Source organism: Paenarthrobacter sp. TYUT067 (genome assembly GCF_023656375.1).
Taxonomy (GTDB): Bacteria; Actinomycetota; Actinomycetes; order Actinomycetales; family Micrococcaceae; genus Arthrobacter.
In genome coordinates this window covers 14,693-34,642 of the sequence record NZ_JAMOIT010000023.1, presented here as the reverse complement: position 1 = coordinate 34,642, position 19,950 = coordinate 14,693, and the positions used below count along the sequence as shown (strand labels likewise).

General features: G+C 62.7%; 22 protein-coding genes. 6 read left to right on the top strand and 16 right to left on the bottom strand.

All coding sequences use genetic code 11. The features are described from left to right. The 11 genes from MOD31_RS18620 to MOD31_RS18570 all read right to left on the bottom strand — a co-directional run bounded on the left by MOD31_RS18620 (position 1) and on the right by MOD31_RS18570 (position 10,891). Entirely contained in the window at positions 1 to 381 is a 381-nt protein-coding gene (locus tag MOD31_RS18620) for a hypothetical protein (RefSeq protein WP_250821346.1), read from the bottom strand. A gap of 145 nt (positions 382 to 526) precedes the next feature. After that, complete coding sequence (locus MOD31_RS18615) at positions 527 to 1,360, bottom strand: hypothetical protein (protein ID WP_250821345.1); 834 nt, start codon at positions 1,358 to 1,360, stop codon at positions 527 to 529. Then, entirely contained in the window at positions 1,353 to 1,700 is a 348-nt protein-coding gene (locus MOD31_RS18610) for a hypothetical protein (protein ID WP_250821344.1), read from the bottom strand. The genes MOD31_RS18615 and MOD31_RS18610 overlap by 8 nt, the downstream gene beginning before the upstream one ends. 369 nt (positions 1,701 to 2,069) lie before the next feature. Continuing rightward, positions 2,070 to 2,570 carry a single-stranded DNA-binding protein gene (locus MOD31_RS18605; protein WP_250821343.1) on the bottom strand — a complete coding sequence of 167 codons (501 nt, stop codon included), beginning with the start codon at positions 2,568 to 2,570 and terminating at the stop codon, positions 2,070 to 2,072. A 61-nt stretch (positions 2,571 to 2,631) separates the two neighbouring features. Further along, on the bottom strand, positions 2,632 to 3,795 hold the full coding sequence (locus MOD31_RS18600) for an ArdC-like ssDNA-binding domain-containing protein (protein ID WP_250821342.1): 1,164 nt from the start codon (positions 3,793 to 3,795) through the stop codon (positions 2,632 to 2,634). An 88-nt stretch (positions 3,796 to 3,883) separates the two neighbouring features. Next, the gene (locus MOD31_RS18595; protein ID WP_250821341.1) at positions 3,884 to 4,393 is read right to left on the bottom strand and encodes a hypothetical protein; all 510 of its coding nucleotides are present in this window, start codon (positions 4,391 to 4,393) and stop codon (positions 3,884 to 3,886) included. Continuing rightward, positions 4,377 to 6,158, bottom strand: coding sequence for a type IV secretory system conjugative DNA transfer family protein (locus MOD31_RS18590; protein WP_250821340.1), 1,782 nt, complete (start codon positions 6,156 to 6,158; stop codon positions 4,377 to 4,379). Before MOD31_RS18590 ends, MOD31_RS18595 begins: the two co-directional genes overlap by 17 nt. Before the next feature lie 41 nt (positions 6,159 to 6,199). Further along, positions 6,200 to 7,414: an ATP-binding protein gene (locus MOD31_RS18585; protein WP_250821339.1), complete on the bottom strand. Its 1,215-nt coding sequence runs from the start codon at positions 7,412 to 7,414 to the stop codon at positions 6,200 to 6,202. 242 nt (positions 7,415 to 7,656) lie between these two features. After that, positions 7,657 to 9,156, bottom strand: coding sequence for an SCO6880 family protein (locus tag MOD31_RS18580; RefSeq protein WP_250821338.1), 1,500 nt, complete (start codon positions 9,154 to 9,156; stop codon positions 7,657 to 7,659). Then, positions 9,149 to 10,591, bottom strand: coding sequence for a type IV secretion system protein (locus tag MOD31_RS18575; RefSeq protein ID WP_250821337.1), 1,443 nt, complete (start codon positions 10,589 to 10,591; stop codon positions 9,149 to 9,151). Before MOD31_RS18575 ends, MOD31_RS18580 begins: the two co-directional genes overlap by 8 nt. 12 nt (positions 10,592 to 10,603) lie before the next feature. Beyond that, positions 10,604 to 10,891, bottom strand: a complete 288-nt coding sequence (locus tag MOD31_RS18570; protein WP_250821336.1) for a hypothetical protein — start codon at positions 10,889 to 10,891, stop codon at positions 10,604 to 10,606. 218 nt (positions 10,892 to 11,109) lie between these two features. Here MOD31_RS18570 and MOD31_RS18565 point away from each other — a divergent pair, with 218 nt between their 5' ends. The 3 genes from MOD31_RS18565 to MOD31_RS18555 are packed head-to-tail and all read left to right on the top strand — an operon-like array spanning position 11,110 to position 13,246. Next, positions 11,110 to 11,541, top strand: a complete 432-nt coding sequence (locus MOD31_RS18565) for a translesion error-prone DNA polymerase V autoproteolytic subunit (protein ID WP_250821335.1) — start codon at positions 11,110 to 11,112, stop codon at positions 11,539 to 11,541. 47 nt (positions 11,542 to 11,588) lie between these two features. Continuing rightward, entirely contained in the window at positions 11,589 to 12,887 is a 1,299-nt protein-coding gene (locus MOD31_RS18560; RefSeq protein WP_250821334.1) for a Y-family DNA polymerase, read from the top strand. Between the two features lie 38 nt (positions 12,888 to 12,925). After that, a complete protein-coding gene (locus MOD31_RS18555) occupies positions 12,926 to 13,246 on the top strand; it encodes a hypothetical protein (protein ID WP_250821333.1) in 321 nt (106 codons plus the stop codon). 129 nt (positions 13,247 to 13,375) lie between these two features. On the opposite strand, the gene MOD31_RS18550 is transcribed toward MOD31_RS18555, so the two are convergent. Next, a complete protein-coding gene (locus MOD31_RS18550; RefSeq protein ID WP_250821332.1) occupies positions 13,376 to 13,612 on the bottom strand; it encodes a hypothetical protein in 237 nt (78 codons plus the stop codon). Between the two features lie 450 nt (positions 13,613 to 14,062). Next, positions 14,063 to 14,542, bottom strand: coding sequence for a hypothetical protein (locus tag MOD31_RS18545; RefSeq protein ID WP_250821331.1), 480 nt, complete (start codon positions 14,540 to 14,542; stop codon positions 14,063 to 14,065). A 315-nt stretch (positions 14,543 to 14,857) separates the two neighbouring features. Between MOD31_RS18545 and MOD31_RS18540 the strand changes: the two genes are divergently transcribed. Continuing rightward, the gene (locus tag MOD31_RS18540) at positions 14,858 to 15,421 is read left to right on the top strand and encodes a GNAT family N-acetyltransferase (RefSeq protein WP_250821330.1); all 564 of its coding nucleotides are present in this window, start codon (positions 14,858 to 14,860) and stop codon (positions 15,419 to 15,421) included. A gap of 132 nt (positions 15,422 to 15,553) precedes the next feature. Here MOD31_RS18540 and MOD31_RS18535 read toward each other — a convergent pair whose 3' ends face one another. Continuing rightward, positions 15,554 to 15,811 carry a hypothetical protein gene (locus MOD31_RS18535; protein ID WP_250821329.1) on the bottom strand — a complete coding sequence of 86 codons (258 nt, stop codon included), beginning with the start codon at positions 15,809 to 15,811 and terminating at the stop codon, positions 15,554 to 15,556. A 300-nt stretch (positions 15,812 to 16,111) separates the two neighbouring features. Further along, complete coding sequence (locus tag MOD31_RS18530) at positions 16,112 to 16,702, bottom strand: recombinase family protein (RefSeq protein WP_250821328.1); 591 nt, start codon at positions 16,700 to 16,702, stop codon at positions 16,112 to 16,114. A gap of 994 nt (positions 16,703 to 17,696) precedes the next feature. Between MOD31_RS18530 and MOD31_RS18525 the strand changes: the two genes are divergently transcribed. Beyond that, complete coding sequence (locus MOD31_RS18525) at positions 17,697 to 18,224, top strand: hypothetical protein (protein WP_250821327.1); 528 nt, start codon at positions 17,697 to 17,699, stop codon at positions 18,222 to 18,224. Positions 18,225 to 18,735: 511 nt separating this feature from the next. Then, positions 18,736 to 19,239 (top strand): immunity 26/phosphotriesterase HocA family protein, encoded by a 504-nt coding sequence (locus MOD31_RS18515; protein WP_250821326.1) that lies wholly within the window; start codon positions 18,736 to 18,738, stop codon positions 19,237 to 19,239. A gap of 85 nt (positions 19,240 to 19,324) precedes the next feature. Here the strand turns inward: MOD31_RS18515 and MOD31_RS18510 are convergent, their stop codons facing one another. Continuing rightward, a complete protein-coding gene (locus tag MOD31_RS18510) occupies positions 19,325 to 19,840 on the bottom strand; it encodes a hypothetical protein (RefSeq protein WP_250821325.1) in 516 nt (171 codons plus the stop codon). Positions 19,841 to 19,950 lie beyond the last annotated feature (110 nt).

Genomic DNA, 19,950 nt, shown 5'->3' with positions numbered 1-19,950 from the left:
TCATCGGAGCATCGTGCACACCGCTTCGCAAGGGAGCGCCTCTTGGGTCAGAGCTTCCGCCACTAGGGCTCGTCGCTTCGGCGGCGTCAAGACGTCCTTGTAGCTAAAGAGGACCAGCTCGTCCCGCCCTCGTTGCTTCGCACGGAGGCCCTTGGAGGCATATCCCAGATCCTTGTTCGAGGCAACAACCCAGCACCCAATGCCCTCGCCAATCTTGTCCGCCGCCTCAGGATGTTCCCTGGCTAAGGCAGTTGGCAGATCCGATACGAAGGGGTCCGTGACCCTTTCGCCGACTTCCAGGTGCTCCAAAACTGAACTGAGGAGCTCACTGACGGCACCCTTCTTCTTGAAGCGGAACTCGCCCACCGCGTACGTCGCCACCGTATCCCCAATCCGGAGCCTGCCTTGCGGCAATCCAACACTATCTCCGGTGCCGACGCTGACTCATCGGTCACCGCCCCTCTTGGCGCCTTACGGCCCTATGCTGCCCCTGCACGGAAGGGACCGAAGCAGCTTAGAAGACTTTCTAAGACTGACGTTCTACCGGCAGCAGCGCAGGCTCTATGCGATCCATCAGCAGACGTGCAGAGTTCCCCGCTAGATCCCCCATCATTGTCACCGCCTGCCGGCCGAAACCGTGCCAGGCGAGCCCCATTCGCACAGTATCTTCATCGATTCGGCGACTCTCTCGCTCCATGCCCTCGAGTGCAGGAACCTGTTGGATCAGGATGGCCAGCTCAACGAAGTGGTTCTGCATCTGCTGAACCGCCAGCTCGAGTTTGTCGAAATCTACCGATTTGCCCGGCTTCCAAGGGTCAACGAAAATGTCCATCGACGAATGCGCTGCCCACTTGTTCCGCATGTATTGGACATACTTGAGTTCCGGAGTCTTGTTCTCAATACCGCCCTGCTGGATCTCAGTCACGAGGGCAAGGGCGGCGTCGCGTTCCGGAGACTTAGGACTGGCTTTGAGTTGTCGGCGGACCATCGCCAAAGCGTTGTGAAGCGAATTCGAGCCGTCGCCGGTCTGATCGAACAGCGATGCCGTGTCTACAACCGCCTTTTGAAGCACACTGACAACGAGGTGGTCTAAGCCAGCACTGAGCGGGTTGTTTCCAGCCTGTCTGCTGACGGCTCGGAGCCGGGGCGCCGCTATCTTCGCAAACGAAACGGAGTGGGCGGCCTCCGCCAACTGGGCAATGGCATTTTCGATGCGCACTCCAGGGGGCAGCTCGTCGAGCGCTTTTTGGAGCTGCTCCTTGTCGTAGGGTTCCACTCCGTCCGAAGCCTCTAGTGTCGTCGCGGCCTTGGGTGCCTCATCAGTCCCGGACACGTCGTGCTGGGCGTGTTCGTCAGACATTTCGCCAGCCCTTCAGTTTGTTGAGGATGTCTCGGGCGTCTTTGATCTCTTTGGTGTAATGGCCAGTCTGACCGTCGTCATCGTGGTACTCGTATTCTTCGCGGATACCGATGTCGTCAGTGAAGGTTTCGGTGCGACTCTCCCGGCGAGTGTACTTGCCGTCCGAACTCCACCCGTCGTAAGTCCTGCTTCTGGTGTCAGTCTTGCCCTTGTACGTCGAGTCGTAGTTGTCAATGAAGTCGCTTAGGACATTCGCTTCCTCGTCCGTGAGGCGAGTTTTGGATACGTCCAGGTGCTGCCCTATGGAGTCCCGAAGCCGTCTCTTCTCGTTTCGATCCATGTGTCTGCCCCATCCCCACTGACGCCACTACGCCTGAAGTTATCGAATCCATCTGTCAAGACACGGCGGCGGTCCCGCCAGTGCCGATCGGAGAATCTACCACGCGCCTTCTCCTTCGAGTAGCGGCGCCGCGCGGTCGGGAGATCCCATTCGACGAACGTGCACGCTTTTTCGGACATGCGCCGTCGTCGGTAGAGTTGGCGTGCACGTACCCTCGGCGACGACGACAGTCGCGCTGCGAGAGTGAACTTTCTCAGGCGAAGTGGCCGAGGCACTCTGGCGATCGCCGCATGGGAAAGGGGGTTGGTGTGCTCACCAACCCGCTTAGGCAGCACTCACGCCCGCGCCCGGGACGGACACTTGAGCTCTTCAGCAGCTCAGCTCATTCCCCGCCACGCTCCCGAAAGGGGGCACCACCACCGGACCTTTCGAGGTGACGTTGTAGGCCTGCGTGGCACCCTCGGCCACGACGGGCGCCTCAAGGCCTGCACGCACTTCAGCATCGGGCGCATGCGACATGCGCTGGTAGACCGAGGTGCCGAAGCGAAGGTCCGGCCCGATCGTGTCGGCCACGATACGCCGGGCTTCGCGGCGTTCGCCGTCCTTTTCGTACGAGCGGAATTCCAGATCCCCCGCGACAGTGACCGGGTCGCCCTTCTTCAGTGAAGTCGCCGCGTTTTCGGCCAACGCGCGGAACGCGGATACATTATGGAAGACGGGTTCTCCATCGTGCCATGTGCCGTCTGCCCCCTGGACTCGCTGGTTCACGGCGACACGAAGCTTAGCGTGGGCCACGCCGCTTTCACCGATACTCAGTTCGGGATCGGCGACGAGATTGCCCGCTATGCTAACCGGGATCTTGGTGCTCATTTTCTTGTCCTTTCAGTTGCCGTCGGGACTCTCCCGCCGGACAGATTTGGTGCGGCGGTCTTTACGGCCCGGCTATTACGGGTCCGTCCACAGAACGCACGGGCCGTTCCACGCCCATGTAGGACGCGCCGGGGTTCACGCGCGGATCCGCCTCAACTTCGGAGATCTTGCCGCCAAATCCCGGCGGATGGGTGATTTCAAGAATCCCCTTGCTGGCAGCGGTGACGCGGCCCAACACTGACTTGGCAATGTCCGCACGGGACCCGGGTAGCTTGCTGCCGACGTCGCGGACCATCGCATCGTTCTCTGCCTCAATGACGGCGTCAGCCCATCCGGCCAGGTAGGTGGCGGATTGCGGGCCGCGGTCGATCCCGTGGGCCCTGAGCACGGTATAGGCGACGGATTCAGCCTCGACTTCAGCCAGCCCCCGGTGGTCCGCGCTGCTGCCGTAGAGCCGGCCGATCTCGTCGTCCGGACCATGGAGCAGCACATGCCCAAGCTCGTGAGCAAGAACCGCGGTGCGCTCTTCCGTGCCCAGCCAAGCACCAACCTGGACCCGGTGTCCGGCGAAGTCCGTAAAGCCGCTTGTCAGCCCATATTGGGCGTCCGTCACGTCGACGTCGAACCCGTGTCTGCCGGCGACGGCCGCCAGGGATCGCCACAGCTCAGCTGCGTCCACGCCAGAGCCGGCACCGCCGCGAGGCACCAACAGCGGTGTCCCCTGCGTCTGCGAGACGTCAAAGACTGCCTGTCCTCGCCAGCCGGTGATAATGGTTTTCTTCCCATCGTCGACGGCACCGTGCGGCAAATGATTCCCCGCCGGGACGCGCTGCCGGGTACCGTCGGGAAGTGTCACCTGCTGGACCCTGGCCGTGCGGGGCGCGATCACCCAGAGTGCATGCTCACCCCGCGACACGATGCGGCCGTGGCGAGCCCATTCCTTGTAGCCGACCACCAGGGTGGGTTCTTCGGTGCCGCGCTGGGCCATCTGCATCATGAGGAGGGCAATGTTGCCGCCCGAGTAACGCCACAATGTTGCCGAGGCGTCCAGCAGCACCTGCCAGTGCGACGGAGATTCAACGGCTTTCTCCAAGATCCTATGGAGACCATCCGTTAACGCAGCGATGCGTTCTTCAGGTGTCATGCGCTCATGACCGGTATCGCTAGCGTTGAACGCGCTATCTGCCGCCACATCGCTGGATGTGTGATCAGGTTCAGGGGCCACGACAGCCGCCCTCCATGCTTCTCGGGTTCCCGCCGGGAACACCCAGCGGATACCCATTCATGTCCTGAGAGACGCAAACAGCATGACTTCAGAACTCGTCTCCGACCTGGTGGGTCGCCGCCTGCCAGTCAACGAAGCCCGGCGCATCCAACCGCAGGATCCTCAACGCGGGCTCCTTGTGCGATTGCAGGCCCACACAGCCGGCCGTCCGGGTATGGGTCCGCAGACGCTCGACGGCGTGCGGTAGCCGCTCGTGAAAGGCGAGCGGCCCGAAACCGGGATCATCGGTGGCATAGGAAGCCAATTCCGCCCGATGCAGCGCGTACAGCTCGGCAACGATCTCGGTGTGTCGCCACCAGCAATCCGGAACCACCGACGTCGACAGCTGGTACGTGGCGACCAGCCATCTGACCCACACCGCCAGGTCGCCCCACACGGTCCCTGCCTGCGCAGCCGTCATTTCCCGCCAACGGTATGTCACGCCGGTCACCCTCCCGGGCGGTCGGAATGCGGATCGGAACAGCTCGGCCGTCAGGTCGTCGTCCTCTCCTCCTGTTGAGGGGATCTCAAAGCATTCGATGTCATCCCGGCTCGCCATCGGTCACCTCCACGGCTGTTTGCTGCTGCAGGCGATGCCCGTCTGCCAGGGCTTGTTCAAGCTCCAGCTTCGACCGGCCAAGTTCGGCCGCGTCCTTGCGCTTGTGCCATTCGCGCAAGTCCAACAGGATGGGACGGGTTCGCCGCCCCAGCATGAGGGCCGTGCCGGTGGGCAGACGCCGGATCTCGTGCAGCGCCAGGACTGGGCTCTCCCTGATCTGCTCACCGTCCTGGCGGCCCTGTGCAGACCAGGAACGGGTGTTCAGGATCAGGCTCCTCTCCCCCAGCAGCCCGGTCAGCGAACGGAGGTCACGCTCGTCAGAGCCGCCGCCGAAGATCACCTTGATGATGGCCGAGTCCCAAATGGTGGCGGCCTCATCGATAGACCATCCCGTCCGCGCCTGGGACAGGGACTGCAAGACCACAAGAGTGGAAATGCCGATGCCGCCGCCGTCAGAGAGGGCGATCGGCAAGCCCGGCCACGGTGCCAGGTTCGCAATCTCATCCAGGATGAGGGACAGCGGGGGATCCAACCTGCCACCAGGGGCGATAAAGGCCATCTCGCGGGCAGCATTGTCGATGTCGTCGATCAAGGCCGAAAGGTACGGACCAGCTGCGGCGGCTCCGGCGCGGGTGCCGATCAGATACAGGGTCCCGCAGTCCCGGATGAATGTTTTGGGATCGAATTCCTCGGATTCGTCCAACGGGTCCAAGGCGGCGAGCACTTTCGGCGATGACAGCGGCGCGACTGCAGCGGATACACCGATCCAGGAGTTGGACGTATTCCTAGGGTCATCCTCAAGGATGCCCATGAGATCGGCCTGCCATCCCAGCGCCGCTTCGGGCCGGCTGAGTACCTCCAACGCCTCACGCGCCAGGACAGGGCTCGAGGACCAACGGCGAAACGCGCGGACTCCTTCCCCGGACAGTGCCGCGGCGTGCAGGAGGCATTGCAGGATAATCAGAGAGCGCTTCTGCCAGGCCGCATTTTCGCCTTTCATCTCGGTGTCGGCGGTAATGACGAGCGCGCGGCGGGTGGCGATGTCCGGGTCCTTGCAGCCACGGACGGGAGACCAGCGGAGCGTTGACGGCAGCCCGGACATTCCCTGCGGATCGAACACTGTTACGGGTCTGCTGCCCGTGGCGCGGGCCTTCATGGTGACCACCAGGTTGTCGGCGCGGGTGGACGTGGTGACTACGGCGCCCGGCGCGTCGAGGATCGCATTGATGACCACGTAGAGGCCCTTGCCGGAGCGCGGCGCGCCTTGGACGACCATGGATTCCTCGGTGGAGACGTGGATCGTGACGCCGCGGGATCGGCCCAGCGTCCAGGCAACGTCCTCGATCCGGGGTTTTTCCAAGCCTGGCCGTGTGAATTTTCCTCGCCTTCGGACGGCTCTGGCTCCGAAGTCGTGGAGGATTTCGGAGCGCCGGGCGATACCCTCACGGTTCAGGATGTCCTGGCGCAGCCACGCACCTGATTGCTTCCACCTCCGCCATGCCAGGACGGACCCGACGGCGAGCGCCGCCACCAGGAGAAGCACCGGGCCGACCACCCACCAGACGGCGCCGGCGCTGACGTCGCACCCTTCTGGTTGACCAAGAATCCAATCAGCCCGGCCAACAACGAGCCCGACGACGGCGGCCGGGTTGAACTGCGGTGGTGGACTGCCGCCGCAGCGCCAGAGCATCTGAAGATGTGCTGCGCTCTGGATGAGGACGCACAAGCCAACGTAGCCGGCGGTCACGATCAGCCCGGCCGTCACGAGTGGAGTACTGTCTCCCGCCCGCCGGTTCATGGTGGCTGTCAGACCATCCGGTCATCGGTGCCGAAGACCGCGAGCTCATCGGTGGTGACCCGGTTGGCGACGATGAAGGAACGGTTCCCGACTTTCCAGAGCCCGACGCCCTTGGGGAGGTTCTCCACATGCTCGCATTCGGCCTCCGAAAGACCCAGCGCCTCCTTGGTCAGGCGCATTGCGTCGTGCTTTTGCCGGTAAATGATCCTGGTGTCGGCTTCTGTGAGCAGGCCGAGTGCCTTTTGGCGGTGCCCGCTGGTGCTGTCGCCGATTTCATTGAGATCGGCCACCTTGTGCATGATGAGCAGATTCGCGATGCCGTAGGTACGGGCCAACCGCCATTGCTCGCTCATTTTGGCGAGCATGTAGGGGTCCGCCAGCATGCGCCAGCCTTCGTCGTAGACCACCAGCCGTTTGCCGCCGTCGGGATTTGTCACGGCCGCTTCCAGCCAGGTGGCACCGCACGCCGCGGCGAGGGACAGTGCCTGCTCCGAGGCACCGATCAGCGCGGAAGTGTCCATCACCATCATGGGCGCATCAGCATCGAAGGAGACGGTGGAGGGCGCATCGAACATTCCCTCCAAGTCGCCGGACACGGTGCGCCGCAGGGAGTGGCTGACTGCCTGTCCCCCGTCCTTGCCGACCAGCCCGATAGTTTCCCTTGACGGGTTAAGCAGGTGGTCCAGGACCATCGGCAGCGTGGGATTCGAGTTCTGGGCCACGGTTTCCATGAGCGCCATGTCCAGAGCTGTGTGCTCGACCGGATGCAGCGGCATCCCCTGCCGCATGAGGGACACCAGGGCCACCAGCAGATAGCGTCGCCGCTGGCGGACCACGGCCTGCCACTGCGCCTCGCTCAGCGCACTGGACCGCGGACCGGCGTCGAGCGGATTGACCCGGGCCGCGCGGCCGGGGCCCACAGAAATGACCTTCCCGCCGACGGCGTTCGCGACGGCGACCCACTCCCCCTTAGGGTCAGAGGCGACGGCGGCCTTCCGACCCAGCGTGATCGACCGGGCCACCAAGGATTTCCCGCACATGGACTTCCCAGTCCCCACGGTGCCGATAACGACGATCGACGGGCCGCTGATGACACCTTTGTCATAGAGAATCCACGGATCGTAGGAGAAGGCACCGGAGCCGAACACGTCCGTGCCAATGTACGTCCCCTCGTGGCCCAGGCCCGATTCGGTGATAAACGGGTATGCAGCGGCGAAGGTCATGGTGGACGCCCGGTGCGGAGCCGGGCGCAGGCGGTGCGGGCCGCGCAAAGAATTCGTTTCCCGGTCCCCCCAGTCCCCGCCGTGCTCTCTTCCGTCGAGTCCGGCGCCGACCGTCTCTCCCAAGCTGCGGAGCGCGGACTCCCACGGTTGGCTGTGAGTGTCGGTGTCCTGTCGGCGTCGTTCCTTCCGCTCCTGGCGGTTCCCACCCGCCGGCACATAGTGCACCGTTTGGGATGGCCTCTTCACCGTAGTCCCCGTCCAAACGGGAGCGCACCGGCGACAAAGGCAGCCCATTGCTGACCGGCCAGCAACCGCAGTTCGACGAAGGCTCCCGCCGCCGCAGACTCGAGCTCCTGCCTGTGTCGAGCTAAGTCTTGGAGGGTGCCTGCCGTGATGGTCACGTACGCGGCCGGCCGCACGTCTCCGTGACCGGCGACGATCTCTTCCTCCCGCTGGGTCACTTCTTCTTCCTCTGCCCGTTGCTCCCTGGTGAGCGGCCTGTCGAAGCGCGTGTTGATCCGCCGACGCGTTTCGTGGGCTTCCTGGGCGGAGCGAATGTCCCGCAGCGCTTCCGTTGTTGGCACGGCGCGGATCACCTCGGTGACCGTATGGCGGAAATCGCCGACATAGATCAAGGGGTGGAGGAAGCCCGGAATGACCCTCTGCCGCGGCCATTCGGCGATCCAGAACGTTTGATGAAAACCGGAGTCAGTCCGCACATAAGTCCAGTGCTCATCGACCGCCATTGGCCCGGCAGTGGCGCCGGGCGCCTGGGATTCTGTATCGTTCTGGGGCGCCGTCGTGGAGTCTACGGGCTGCCGTGCCGGGGTTGCCGGGGCGGCCGGATCGAAGGCGCCCCGGACGACGTCGAGGAGACCCGCTTCCGGAAGCCATTCCTCCACCCTGACATTGTGAGTGCCCAACGCGGTGGTCATAGCCTCAACCTCCAGCCGCAGCACCTGCTCAACGCCGACCAGTCCCCCGCCGGACTCCTTGATTCGGCGTCGGGCCTTGGCGGTATCCACCACGAGTGCGACCAAGAGGTCGTGGCTCATCGCCGATCCGGCCGCAGCGATCAGGTCCTCGTAGGCGCGCTGACCCCAGGTGAGTTCTTTAGGGGTGCTTGCATGCTGCGGGACTGTGCGTTCGTAGAAGTCGCGCAAAGCCGACGAGGGATACGGGACGGTGTAATCCTGGACGGCGATTCTGGCGACGCTGCTGCGCTGTGCCATGCCTGCCTGCACCCTTGACCAGGCCTGAACCGCCCAGGCCTTGTCGTCAGAGTCCAGGAGCGCGAATGATCTGGTGCTGCAGCGCAGCACGGCGATCGCCTCCCTGCCTCGGGCGTCCACGATGAACGACTCACCGGTTGAGGTCCGACGCAGTTCCAGATTCCCCAATCCGCCCGGCAGCGCCAGGCGCCCCGTCAAGGCCGGGCGCTCCGGCCTGACCAGGAAGCGTGTCTGCTTGGTGGCCAACCGGTACAAGAACAGGGCTGCATGCCCTGCCCAGACCGGGTAGGGAATCCTCGAATACTGGAGCAACCCGAGCAGGATGAGCGACAGCCAGATTGGTCCCGATGCGAAGAGGCCAACTGGTCCGCGAAGTGCCGATGCCGTACTGGCTACAAGGACCCCGGCCGCCAGCAGCAGCAACTGGTACCACTTCAAACCCATAAACAATCCGCGACGCTCGTACCGGGGGAATTTAACGGCCTCGAGGGCGCGCGAATTTTCAGACATGGGAATCACCGTCATTCAGGTGCGGGACAACTGCTTGCCGTCGGATGGGCGGGCGGCCCGGTGTTGCCACCGGAGGCCCCTGTGGGGAGGCCGGCGGCGGGGAGGCCGGCGGCGGTGCCGTTCGAGAGGCCACCTGATCAGCCGGCTGCCTCGGCGGCGGAGCCTGCTCGCCGGTTTCACCCATACCCGGACCCTTGAGCGGTGCGCCCGGAGTCGAATTCGGCCCGTGACGGCCTCCATGCGCCCGGGGCGACGGTCGCTCGCCAGCCGTGGCGCCGGCGTCGAGCATCAATGCGGTGCCATTACCCCCGGGGGTCTGGGGCGACAGCGTGCCTATCTGCGATGGCGGCAGTGGCGCCCGGGGTGGCAGCACGCGAGTGGGAAACTGCGGTCGGCTCGACTGGATCGGACGGGTCGCAGATGAGTGCGATGCCAGGCCCGCGAGCGTGAATCGGCCGCCGGTCTGTCGGCTGATCTGGCGGGCGGCAAAGCCAGAGCTTCGGGAAAGTACGTGACCGCCGCCCGCAGTTTGCGCGGCTGCTGCAAGCTCACCACCGGCGAAACTGACAAGGCGTAACGCCATCAACGGAGCACCACACGCCAAGGCCATGCCGACTACGCCGGCTGCCAGTCCGGCGAACGACTTCGACTCGGCAAAGAGCTTGATGGCCACCGCGAGCACGGTCGCGGCCAACGGCTTGGCGAGAAGCAACGCGACGACGATCTCGCACCACCGCCGTGCCCACGTTTGCGTCTTCTCCCACGGCATGAGCATGAGGGCAACCGGGGCGACTGCGGCGAGCACGATGAGCGCAAAAGATCGAAAGATCATTGAACACATCAGGATGAACGCCAGAACCCAGACCACGATGACTGCCATGGCGGTGACGACAACCGCCCCGGCCGCGCCTCCACTGGACCCGGGAGCCAAAGAGATGACGTTCCAGTCTCTGCCGGCGCCGGCCGGAGCTTTTTCGAAGCCGAAGAGCCGCATGAACAGCACGTAGGGATCTGTTCCCAGGGAGCCAAGAAGCGCCGTGGACGCCGAATCGCTGACTTTGGTGAGCTGGCGGACCAAGTACACCGCCCCTGCCACCATGGGGACAGCGGCAGCCCCGCCTACCAGGGCCCGCACAAGACGGCGGGGTTGTTGGCTGATCAACCCGGACAGCAGCTGGAGGATCATGGCAACGACAAGGGGTGTCATCATGACGACGACCCACCAGCTCGTGAGTCCTTCGACGGCGGTCCACTGCGAGTCATCCACGTCTGAGAAGCTGAACGCACCAGTGATGAAGGACCAGATCCAGGAGGCGACATTTTGGAGAATGTTCGCGAAGAGCGATGTGATTGAACTCTGGACGCCGTCGTTCGCTTGGGAGACGAGACCGCACCCGGGCGGCCACCATCCGTTGAGATCACAGTCAACCGGCATGATGAGTCGGACCTAGAATCCGAGATTGAACGCCGACTGGGACCAAAGAATGTAGCCGTTAATGCCACCCAGGATAGCGGCCACGGGTCCAGTCCAGAGCAGGATCATGCCCCCGCCGGAGGCCAGGCGCGACGATTGGCTCAACTTGCCTGCCAGCAGCATCGCGGCGCCGATGATCGCGACAATGGCGATCACGATGAAGGCACCGACGAGGATGCCGCCGCCGATCTGTTTCAGCGATTCGAGAAAGGGGAAGTTGGCGTTCGGGGTGATTCCGGGATCCACAGCTGCCAGCAACATCGGGCGCTCCATCTGTCGTCTTTGAATGGAATGAGGGGTTTGGGCTCACGACTTCATAGAGGTTGCGGGGCGGGGCGACATGACTGTGTTGATTCCTGCCACAGATTCACCGCTCCTGGGGCATCCTGCATCGGATGCAACATGGTGGGGAATGCTCAATGTCAGCACCCGGGGCTACACTGAATGTGTCGAACATATATTCGAATAAAGGGTGTGTTGTGGGCGTTGTCGTTGGTCCCCGTGTGATAGATGCGGGCATGTCGTTGTTGTCGGTTTTGATCTCTCCGGTCCCCGTCGCGGCCGGGTATCCCTCGCCCGCGCAGGACTACTTTGATGGCCGGATCGACCTGAACGAGCACCTGATCAAAGACATCACCAGCACCTATGTCGTGCGGGTGTCCGGGGACTCGATGGAAGGCGCCGGGATCAGCGACGGGGACGAACTGATCGTGAACCGGGCCCTGGACCCGGTGGACGGGTCCGTGGTCGTTGCGGTCCTGGACGGGGAGCTGACCATTAAGCGGCTGCGGATCACGGGCACCGGGGTGGTGCTGCAGGCGGAGAACCCGGTGTACCCGGACATCCGGGTTCCCTCATTGTCGGACCTGGTCATCTGGGGCGTCGCCACCCGGTGCCTCCACCATGTTTAAGGTGCGCTATTGCGTTAGACGGGAGCTTTTCCGGCAGGGGGCAAGCCATGTCTAAGCCGGCTCTCATGCGGCACATGCCGCAGATCGCGCACGTGGATGTGAACTGCTTCTACGCCTCGGCCGAGCGGGCGTTCAACCCGTCTTTGGAGGGCCGACCCGTCATCGTGCTGTCCAACAACGACGGCTGCGCCGTCACCCGGTCCTCCGAGGCCAAAGCCCTCGGCATCCCCATGGGAGAACCCTGGTTCAAGCTCGCCCCCAGGGCGAAGGAATGGGGACTCGTGGCCTTGTCGAGTAACTATGAGCTCTACGGCGACATCAGCGCCCGCGTGATGGAACTCCTCGGCCGGTACTCGGCCTGGCTGGAGGTCTACAGCATCGACGAGGCGTTCCTCGGCGTCAAAGGCACAGCGGACGAACTCCTGGCCCTGGGCCGGACCATGAAAGCCACCGTGCGGCGGAACGTCGGCGTTCCGGTCTGCGTCGGGATAGCGCCCACGAAGACCCTGGCGAAGCTGGCCAACAAGTGGGCCAAGAACAACCCGGCCTTCGACGGCGTCTGCCACTGGGACTCCGTGCCCGCCGCCGACAGGGAATCTCTGATGCGCCGCCTGTCCGTGATCGAGATCTGGGGTGTCGCCACCCGGCTGACCAAACGCCTCAACGCCCTGGGGATTCATTCCATCCTTGATCTGTCCCGGGCGGATCCGGTGATGATCAGGGACCGCTTTTCCGTGGTCATGATGCGCACCGTCCTGGAACTGCAGGGAACCCCCTGCATCCCGATGGAGGAGGAACGGATCGGCCGGGACCAGCTCATCTTCTCCCGCTCCTTCGCCACGCCCATCACGACCGCGGCCGGGATGCGGCAGGTCATGAGCGTCTACGGCCAGCAGGCCTCGGCGCGGCTGGCCAAACACGGCCTCCAGGCCAAAGTCCTCACCGCGTTCGCCGGCACCTCCCACTTCAACCCGAAAGACACCTCCTACCCCTCCGTCTGTATCCCGCTACCGATGCCTACCGCCGACCCGGTGATCCTGACCAAGGCCGCGCACGCACTCCTGCCCCGCATTTGTGAGGGCATCCGGTACGCCAGGGCCGGGATCATGGTCACCGACCTGCGGCCCACCGGCAACCAGGCTCCCCTGTCCCTGTTTGAGAACCCGCACGAGGAACGCCACGTCGGAACACTCCTCGAAGACATCACCCGCCGCTACGGACGCGGCTCCATCGGACTGGGCCATGGAGGTATCCGCGGCGGCCCGGACTGGACCATGAAACGTGACATGATCTCCCCCCGCTACACCACCCACTGGGACGAACTCCCCCTCGTCAAAGCCGCCTAAACCACCCGCACGACCGCACCACGAAAGAACACCACCCCATGAGCACCGCCATCGCCGACACCGCACCGCAGACCCACGACACACTGGTCCGACTCGACGCGGCCGGAAAACCACTGGCCATCCGCCACGACGGAGTCATCTGGCTTGTCGATCCCGACACGGAATCCCAGCACTGGTATGGAAGAGACGCCTGGTGGGAAACCCGCCGCTCAGCAGCCGTCGGCAGCCGCGACTTGGTCAGCATCGAATACTGGCAAGTTCAGGTCCGCCTCGGGTCGAACTCAGCGCTGCGGACCTTTAAGCTGCGACGAGACCCGCTGTCCGAACAGTGGCTGCTGGAGTCCATCACCGACAACTGAACCCGGCCAGCGCATAGCCTAGGGCCTTGGGACCCATCCACGACGACCCGCAGCTGGGTCGCGCTCACCCTGAACAGATCCGTACGAAATAATCACCCGCGGGCTTTGAAAGGGATCAATGGTCAGGATTCATTTCTTCCAGGCCGGACCAGGGACCTTGGACAGGCTGGCGGACACCGCCACCATACCGGCCACCTGTGCCACCCCAAGGGCTCGGGTCAAGTTCGGGCGCTTCTTGAACCACCCCATGAGCGGAGCCCACGGCCCAAACTCCCACCTCGCGCAATGCTCCACCGGGAACAAGGCGGTGAGGACCCCGTCCCCGATCTGCAGCATGACCAGTGACTCCACGACCCGAACATCCATGACATTCCTTCCGCCCTGGCCCGATCCCGGCTGACCGGACCCTAGATAAGTCTGAAGCGAGCCACCACAGCACGTTAGGGCGGAAAGCCCTGATGTATTCAAGCAATCTTGTACTGAAACGTCGGTCTCAAGAACTAAGGGATTCGAGGCGCGGAGGTTATGAGACACAGGGATGCAGCTGTTCCGTAAGAGGGTCCCCCACCGCGACACCCTCGACCCGATCCCCTGTCTCGGAAAACCTGTCATTTTCAGAAGTCCTCTGCACGGCGCCCCTCGGGCGGAGCGCGGCCTCGATAGACTGAGTCACTTACTTGCCTGACGGGGCCATTGAAAATCTGGCGGACTTGCGTTCACACCACGTGCGGACTCTGTTGCTGCTGGCGGCATTCGTTACCGCTTGGTGGCGCGAAGGCAGGTCCGCCAGTGATGAAGGGTGCGTCAGCGGTCACATTACGGTTGCCCGACGGAACTATGCCCAAACTCCTTGCGGGCCTCGTCTGCCAGCCAATCAAAGTCATCCCAGTAGCTCCGAGCAAGGGCATCGGGCATGTTGGCGCGGAAGCCTTGAATCATGGGGGCGCACACTTCGTGGCACCGGATGATGCTGGCTCCATAATTCTGAATAATCGGGCCCTTGTCGACAACCTTGCTTCTTAACAGTGTTCCCACGAGGTCGTAGGAAGCCGACGCGTTGGAAGCAGTTGCGCGCTGCATCTCTGTCCAGGCCGAGATGGGGATGGTGTTCAACATAGTTAGGACCTCCCGCCTCGAATCGCGGATGTCCGGCCGCTGAAGGTAATCCAAGACAGCGAGAAGCGATTGGGCGCGTGAGGCTGACTGGGCAACGCGAACCTGCTGTCGGGCGTACAGAGCGCTCAGGGCCGCGGCTAGAAAAGCAAAAATTGAAACTACAACAGCTGCGATGTCCATGCCCCAATGCTCGCAGACCGCGCTTTACGCTGCTACAGAGTAAAGACGTTGAAGCCTGCACTGAGGACCGGCCCGTCACTCATATGAATATAGTTGCGGCGCGGCGCTAAAGAAGTAATTCGCCTAACTCGTCTGCACTACCCCGGAATTCCGCGGGGGCGAGTGCGGACGACTTCTGAAAACGACAGAAACGTGGCGGCAGGCTTCCGCGGTACGGTGATCGACCGGCTTAGGGGCGCAAGCTGAGAGGTGACCAGACCACCACCAGCTCAGACCGGTCCCGGAGCGGCCATTCGTCGTTGATAGTGTTCGGGTATGTTCAATCCCTCCTCCCCGTACCACGAACCAGGGTTCGGCGCATGGAAGCAAAGGCTAGGCGCTTTGCCATCTTCGGAGGTCGTGATCCGCGAGGCGGAGCAGACGGCGCAGGACGGTCGCTGGATGCGATGGATGCAGGCAGACTGCGAGTCAACCAACATTCAGTCTGTCGAGTACAACGTGTCGAAGATTGAGCAGCAGCTCGTTTTGCTGGCAGAGATCGCGGATTATCCTGTCGGGTTTTGTTGTGTGCTCGCGGGTCGAACCAATTCGGACCCGCTGTTCATTCAGCTGGTTGCCGTAGTTCCCGCCGCGCGGCAACGAGGGATAGGACTCGCGCTCCTCCGCGCGGCCGCCGTGCGGCAGCCCCAACGCAACATCGCGATGGCCACTCTCGACGACAACGTCGCCGCGCGAAGGTTGAATGATCGTTTCGCGCAATCGATCCGTGGGAACATTCAGCGTGTTCCCGTCCGCCGGTTCCGACCGTCCGATTTAGGGTTCGCTCAAGGCGAGCACCACCATCCCTGGATGATCGACCGGCAACACGAAGCTGATTGACGGCCGCGCTCCGGCGAGACAGTTACTGCCCGTGCGCCCGCAAAGCGATCCCCAAACGAAACGGAGTCTACGGCGCCGGACACTCGAACCCTACTGCCGCTTTTCCTCCATAGCCTGCCGGAGACCGTCTAGTCAGCCCCTGCGTAGGCGAATGACCCGGACGGTGTGAAAGATGATCAACCCCACTCCAACGCTGACGAATATGGCGTCGGCCCAGCGGGGCGGTTCCGTGGCAAGCCTGTATAGGGCTGGAACCATGATGAAGATGGCGAGGCCGATACCGATCCAGGCTGAGAACCTGATTCGCTTTTGCTCTTTCGCCGCTTTGGCTGCGGGTTCACTGCTGGTGGTGTGATCGTTGACCGGTCTGCTGTACTGCTCGGGTTCCATGCTGCTGCCCCCTCAGGCTTGGTGTCCCGAGCCTACCCGAGCCACCCATCCCCTTCAGGAGCGGCCGCTGGTCGGTGTTGGTCCCGCAGGGGTTCCCCATACGGACATGTAGTGGGTCGTGCAGACGACTTCGGAAAATGACACGTCCACCGTCGGCGATTCCCTTAACTATGCCTCGGAACCTTCTGACTGAATCGGTGTATTCACCGTTAGTTACGCGACACATCGACGCGGCAGCAGTCCCCGGGTTCCCGGGCGAGGCGCCCGCCCCGGCCGTCTATGGCATTGCCTCGGCGCTCGTCAGGTCAGCTCGTTGCTTTCCATACTCAGGTAGCGGTACACCGTGGCGCGGCTGGCACCGATGATCTTTCCGATGTCAGCCGGCTTGAGCCCTCTTGTCTTCAGTTCATGCGCCCGCTTTACCTTTTCGTGGTCAGTCGTGACCTCCCGTCGTCCTGCCTTCCGTCCATTGGCAGCTGCGGCAGCCATGCCGGCCCTAGTGCGTTCGGAAAGCTGGTCTCGTTCAAGCTGGGCGAAAGCGGAAATGATGGTGACCATGGCCTGGGCCATCGCGCCCCCGATCTCACTGTCCGGGTCAGTGGCAATGCCATCCCGCAGCGAGCGGAACTTGATCCCTCGCGACTTGAAGTCATCCAACAGCTCCAGCAGGTGGCGGGTGTTGCGCCCCAGCCGGTCCAGCTTCCACACCACGACCTCGTCACCCCGACTGAGACGGTCCAGCATCCGGTCCAGCTCCGGACGCCTTGCCTGCGTCCCGCTAATCCCTTGGTCCTTGTAGATCCGCTCGCACCCCGCAGTCTCCAGCTCACGGGTCTGCAGATCGGTGCTTTGATCCGTCAAGCTGACTCGTGCGTACCCAAGACGCGCCATGCACTCCCCCAGTCTTATCAAAGGACGAAAATATGTGATGTTGAGAATATCAGGGTGAGACACATTGTTAGGACAAACCGTGACCTAAAAAATCATGAACCGATGTCAGTTTCCGAAGTCGTCTGCACGGAATGTCCACACTCGTCTGCACGACCCACTACATGTCCGTATGGGGAACCCTCTACGGGACCGACACCGATCAGCAGCCGCTCCTGAAGGGGATGGGTGGCTCGGGTAGGCTCGGGACACCAAGCCTGAGGGGGCAGCCGCATGGAACCCGAGCATGACAGCAGACCGGTCAACGATCACACCAACAGCAGTGAGCCCGCTGCCAAAACGTGGGAAGAGCAAAAGCGAATCAGGTTCTCAGCCTGGCTCGGTATCGGCCTTGCCATATTCATCATGGTTCCGGCCGTATACAGGCTTGCCACAGAACCGCTTCGCTGGCCAGATGCCATATTCGTCAGCGTTGGAGTGGGGTTGATCAGTTTTCACACCGTCCGGGTCATTCGCCTACGCAGGGGCTAACTAGACGGTCTCCTGCAGGCCATGGAGTCCAGAGAGCGGCAGTAGGGTTCGAGTGTCCGGCGCCGTAGACTCCGTTTCGTTTGGGGATCCCTAAAGGGACACTGCAGACGCACGTGGGATCGGGTGGTGCATCACATTAGAGGTGCTGTGTTCTGCCGGTGCTGCTAGCTATGCTCCCGTAATTGTTAGTACCGCGCCCCATAGAACCAAGAGCACCCAAGAAAAGTTTGGCGAGTGAGATATGCGCCTCATGTCAGAAGGTTTCTCTTGCGGGCGGCTTCCTGTCCCCATACACAGCAGCACTAAATCCGACTACAACACCTAAGATCACCAGTATCAGGTTCACGGTTTGTAGCATTCGACAGACGTCGACAACTTCTGTCCGAAATATTGTTCTCTGCGCCCCGATGCGGGCCACCGACTCGGACCCGTTCCACGCGCATATCCTCTGAAAGGACAAGGGCCTGTGATCCAATCAGCGGACTTCGACATCAAAGCGTGGAGTCACGCCGTCAACATGGTCGTGGAACCGCCTAAACCTGAAGATCCCATTCAGGCGCTCAAAGCGGCCCAACGCGGCGACATCCCGCCGACCCTCATGGTGCCATTGGTCTTCACAGGGATCTACAGCGGAACCATCCACCTCACGATTGAAGTCCTCGATCACGAGCCGGACACAGTAGCTCCCGGCTGGGAGGACGTTGCTGACGTGTCCTTGGTCATCCCGGAAGGCAAGGTTTACTTCAATCAACCAACCGGGGCGGACGCGCACGAGATTGGATTCATGTCAGCGGCGGAGGCGGGCAGCTATCGGGCCCGGCTTCACGCCGTCGGCAGGGACGCGGATTACGACGACGTGGTGGACATGTCCAAGGAACGGCACCGGGTGCAGTTCTGGAAGGCTCCGCCTGCGAACACGATCGTACTCACTAACGCCTCGTCCGCGGGGAAATCTCTGCCAGGGCTTGTCGCTATGTGGCAAAGCAACCTCTAACCGGTCCAGGGACACGCAAAAAGGACCCGCAGACAATTCCCGGGGTCCTTTGTGCGCCGGGAGAGGCTGCTAGCGACACACTGAACTCCGCCGATCCGGCCCTCAACTTTTCTTGAGTTCCTCGGCGAGCATCACGATGATGCCGCTGGGACCTCGGTCGCGCCAAGCAGGATGCTCGAACAAAGCGTAACGAAGGATCTTTTGACCTGTCTCAGTAGCCGGTGGCTCAGCGGAACGCCAGGAAGCTTTCGCCACATCCCTGGCAATTACCGGAGCGAACAAAACCCAAGTCCGGGGGCGCGCCGCTGCGAAACGCAGCGAGGGCACACACGCCCGTGCGGCCGTCATCATGGGCTAGAGCCCAGCAAAGGCCAAGAAGACCCGCACAGGGGCAGTAGGCGCGGAACGGGCCAAGAGCGGCCCCGCTCGCTAAGCAGTTGCCCGGTAGGGTTGCCGGGAAGACTAGTGAACAGAGCAACTCCCGATATGAGGGAGCTGGAGGAGACCCGTGGTGAGAGACCCAAAGCTTGGGGACGTCTTCGTCGTGCCCACGGGGGACGGCCGGGCCGGAGTCGGGCAAGTGGTCGCGACCTACGGCAAAGACGCATACTTCTTCGCGATCTTCGACTTTGTGCTGCCTCTGGACGAGGTGGCCGAGCGAGCCGTTGAGGGTCTCTCGGCGCCAGTGCTGCTTCTCGCCCTGTCGATGGACGCCAAACTTTACGCTGGCCACTGGACTGTGGTGGCTGAAACGCCCGTCAATCCAGCCATCCCGCTGCCGGCCTACAAGGAGGCGGTGGACTTAGCCACAAACATCGAGGTTGTCGATTTCTCGGGAGAGCGCAGGCGGCCAGCGACTGCGGCAGAGGCAGCGTCATTGCCGAATCGAAAGATCGTTGCGCCCGTGCGGCTCGAACGGGCGTTGCGGGCCGCCCTCGGCCTGGAACCATGGCTAGAGCCGTTCGATGAACTTAGGGTCGAGAACGTCGTGCCGAGCGCTTCTGTATTCGGCTGAGCCGGTTCAGCCGGTGATGAGCCGGAGTTTGGGTTTTCATCACAGGTGCGTCGATGACGTTGGTGACCCTCCAGCGCGCACCGGCCTAGACGGTGTCGTGCAACCGTTCGGTGCTTCTCACTTGGCTGGGCTTGTGAGGCCAGCTGCTCGTGTCCTCTACGATGAGCAACCCCTCGGAGCCGTAGAAACCTGAATCGTCACGCTCAATGCCTAGGGCGCGGCAGTACTCGTTCAGGGACTCAAGCGTGAACCGGTCGGGGATCTTCTTTGCCTTATAGCTATCAAGGTTCTCGAAGGGTTGCGGATCGCCGAAGAGAGTCCATTCCCAGCGGGACTGATAGCTCGCCTGGATGGAACGTACGTGCCTTGCCCCCGACTGGATCCAGAGCGCAGTGCTGCCGTAGCTGATGATCTTCCGATCACGGGTGATGTGGGGTTGATGAGACGTGCGGATATTGAGGCAGTCGAGTCGCGCACCAACGACATTCGCCGTCCCTATATCGCTGCCCTGGGTAAACACGGCGGTCCATTGGTCGGCGGAGGTCGACACCACGAGCTGCTTCCATGAGGGCATGGCCCAGGGTTCAAGGTGGTGAAGCATGGGGGGGAGCGGTTCGCGGAGGCGTGTAAAGCTTCTGCCTCCCAACCCATTGAGACATTCAATCGTTTCGGCGACGACTCGCTCAAATGGCGCGTCGATAAACCAAATTG

Coding starts and splice junctions, on each gene's coding strand:
- MOD31_RS18615 (WP_250821345.1), bottom strand. CDS start 1,360: ATGTCTGACGAACACGCCCAGCACGACGTGTCCGGGACTGATGAGGCA.
- MOD31_RS18610 (WP_250821344.1), bottom strand. CDS start 1,700: ATGGATCGAAACGAGAAGAGACGGCTTCGGGACTCCATAGGGCAGCAC.
- MOD31_RS18605 (WP_250821343.1), bottom strand. CDS start 2,570: ATGAGCACCAAGATCCCGGTTAGCATAGCGGGCAATCTCGTCGCCGAT.
- MOD31_RS18595 (WP_250821341.1), bottom strand. CDS start 4,393: ATGGCGAGCCGGGATGACATCGAATGCTTTGAGATCCCCTCAACAGGA.
- MOD31_RS18585 (WP_250821339.1), bottom strand. CDS start 7,414: ATGACCTTCGCCGCTGCATACCCGTTTATCACCGAATCGGGCCTGGGC.
- MOD31_RS18580 (WP_250821338.1), bottom strand. CDS start 9,156: ATGTCTGAAAATTCGCGCGCCCTCGAGGCCGTTAAATTCCCCCGGTAC.
- MOD31_RS18575 (WP_250821337.1), bottom strand. CDS start 10,591: ATGCCGGTTGACTGTGATCTCAACGGATGGTGGCCGCCCGGGTGCGGT.
- MOD31_RS18570 (WP_250821336.1), bottom strand. CDS start 10,891: ATGTTGCTGGCAGCTGTGGATCCCGGAATCACCCCGAACGCCAACTTC.
- MOD31_RS18560 (WP_250821334.1), top strand. CDS start 11,589: ATGTCTAAGCCGGCTCTCATGCGGCACATGCCGCAGATCGCGCACGTG.
- MOD31_RS18555 (WP_250821333.1), top strand. CDS start 12,926: ATGAGCACCGCCATCGCCGACACCGCACCGCAGACCCACGACACACTG.
- MOD31_RS18550 (WP_250821332.1), bottom strand. CDS start 13,612: ATGGATGTTCGGGTCGTGGAGTCACTGGTCATGCTGCAGATCGGGGAC.
- MOD31_RS18545 (WP_250821331.1), bottom strand. CDS start 14,542: ATGGACATCGCAGCTGTTGTAGTTTCAATTTTTGCTTTTCTAGCCGCG.
- MOD31_RS18540 (WP_250821330.1), top strand. CDS start 14,858: ATGTTCAATCCCTCCTCCCCGTACCACGAACCAGGGTTCGGCGCATGG.
- MOD31_RS18535 (WP_250821329.1), bottom strand. CDS start 15,811: ATGGAACCCGAGCAGTACAGCAGACCGGTCAACGATCACACCACCAGC.
- MOD31_RS18530 (WP_250821328.1), bottom strand. CDS start 16,702: ATGGCGCGTCTTGGGTACGCACGAGTCAGCTTGACGGATCAAAGCACC.
- MOD31_RS18510 (WP_250821325.1), bottom strand. CDS start 19,840: ATGCTTCACCACCTTGAACCCTGGGCCATGCCCTCATGGAAGCAGCTC.